The following is a 2,257-nucleotide window of genomic DNA, read 5'->3' on the forward strand; positions in this document are numbered from 1 at the left end:
TGCGGCGAAGTCCGGCGGCGAGGCGAGTGCGCTCCACGGATTCGCCGGATGCATTCGCTTCGGGCCGAGCGCTGACAGCACAACTTCGTGACCGTGCACGTGCTCGTCGAAACAACCCGGTCGCAACACATCATCAATCACGATGCGCACCCGCGAATCTATGCCATCAGCACGCCGCACCAGCGCCGTGACGTCATGGCCTTCATCGCAGGCCAGGCGCACCAAGTGTTTTCCGACCCCACCCGATGCGCCGAGCACCAATATTTTCATACGTGTATGTAGAGCCGTGATGGTCTCCCGCCGAACGCGCTCGACTGCCGCCTAACGAGGCTGTAGAAAAAGTCTCATGACTATGTTGTTGTCGCGGTACTCATCATGCAATAGCGGTTGGATCGTGTGTCGGTGAATCGCTGTTTTCTCTCGGACGAGCGCACTCCATGGCCCGCTACAAGTATATCGATACCAACCCGCGGTTTCTTGCCGTTGATCTGGACCGGCAGTTGTTGCCCGGGACCTTTGAGCATGCGCTGAATCACTTGCTGGATCACGCGATCGATCTGTCCCACTTCGATGCGCGCTTCCGGAACGACGAGACCGGTGCGCCGGCGTACCCGCCCGCGATGCTGTTGAAGGTGGTGCTGTTCGCGTACTCGCAGGGGATCGTGAGCAGTCGCAGTATCGAACGGGCCTGCCAGGAGCACGTGACGTTCATCGCGCTCTGCGGTGATACCGCACCGCACTTCACCACGATCGCGCACTTCGTCAGCACGCTGAACGACGACATCGCGCACGTGTTCGCGGCAGTGCTCGCGATCTGTGACGCGCAAGGTTTGATTGGCCGGGAGATGTTTGCGATTGACGGCGTGAAGCTCCCAAGCAACGCGTCGAAGCATCGGAGCGGAACGCGAGCGGACTTCGAGCGGCACGCCGCGAAGCTCGAAGCCGCGGCGACGACGATGCTCCAGCGCCATCGCGAGGCGGACGGGAGGCCCGTCGAGCCCGACCCGGGGGCTAAGGCCGTGAAGCGGATCGAGCGACTGGAGCGGGACGCCGCGCAAATGCGCGAGTGGCTCGCGGCTCATCCCAACGAGCGTCGTAGCGCGAAGGGCGCGATTCGGAAGAGCAATCGCACCGACAATGAGAGCGCCAAGATGGCCACCGGCAAGGGTGTGATTCAGGGCTATACCGGTGTGACGGCGGTGGATAGCAAGCATCAGATCATCATCGAGGCGCAGGCCCACGGCACCGGCTCGGAGCAGGAGCTTCTCATGCCGGTGGTGACGGCGGTGCAGGAGCTGCTCGCCGAGCAGACAATCATCGCGGCCGATGCGGGCTATCACAGCGAGGCGAACTTGCAGCAACTCGCCACGATGCGGGTGCCGGCGCTCATTGCCGACAACGGCATGCGTCGCCGTGACGAGCGTTTCACCACGCAAGACCGGCACAAAAACGCTCCGGATCCGCTGTACGACAAGTCCCAAGTAACGCAGAGCGAATCGATCTTTCAGCCAAATGATTTCCTCTATGATGCGGAGGCGCGCACGTGTATCTGTCCCGCGGGGAAGTCACTCTATCGCAAAGGGCGCAGCCTGGTGACCAAGGGCTACGTCTCGGAGCAATTTCGTGGCGCGAAGCGTGATTGTGTGCCCTGCGTGCTCCGCGCGAGATGTTTGCGTACGCCCGACAAGACCATCGCGCGCCAAGTCGCATTCTTCCGCGGTCGAGCCGAGCCCGCACCGGTGACGCACACGGCCGGCATGAAACAGCGGATTGATTCGCCGACGGGTCGCGCCCGCTACGCACAGCGCTTTGCAACGGTGGAGCCAGTGTTTGCGAACGTGCGCTACAACAAAGGGCTTGATCGCTTCACGCTGCGTGGGCGAACGAAAGTCGATGGGCAATGGAAGCTCTTCTGCCTGGTCCACAACATCGAAAAGCTCGCCAACCACGGGTACGCAGCGTAAGGCAACGCCGAGGGGCAGCACCTCCCGACGCAACATGCGCGATTTCCGCGTATCCAATCGATACATGCACGGCATCGGATGACGCGCGAGCGAATCGCGCCATCTCGCATGCCCGTGCACGATGAAATCAGGCTTTTTCTACAGCCTCAACGCTCCGGTTCAGCGGCAGGCCGCGCAGCGGACCGTCCGCTGCAACCGGTTGTTATGTGGCCGTATATATGAGTACGACGTGCAGCACCAACCATGGTGGAACAATCAAGAATTGTCTAAGGGTCGATTCAGAATCCAAAGAG

The 2,257-nt window shown here is 61.4% G+C and carries 2 protein-coding genes; one reads left to right on the top strand and one right to left on the bottom strand.

What is annotated here, in order from left to right:
- A partial coding sequence (locus VES88_02515; GenBank protein HYN80346.1) for an NAD(P)H-binding protein occupies positions 1–258 on the bottom strand: 258 nt, incomplete at its 3' end.
- A 179-nt stretch (positions 259–437) separates the two neighbouring features.
- Here VES88_02515 and VES88_02520 point away from each other — a divergent pair.
- Positions 438–1,964: an IS1182 family transposase gene (locus tag VES88_02520; protein ID HYN80347.1), complete on the top strand. Its 1,527-nt coding sequence runs from the start codon at positions 438–440 to the stop codon at positions 1,962–1,964.
- Positions 1,965–2,257: the final 293 nt, after the last annotated feature.

The sequence above is a fragment of the Gemmatimonadaceae bacterium genome, assembly GCA_035633115.1.
Lineage (GTDB): Bacteria > Gemmatimonadota > Gemmatimonadetes > Gemmatimonadales > Gemmatimonadaceae > UBA4720.

Excerpts from the sequence above, each read along its gene's own strand:
- VES88_02520 (HYN80347.1), top strand. The coding sequence starts at position 438 with ATGGCCCGCTACAAGTATATCGATACCAACCCGCGGTTTCTTGCCGTT.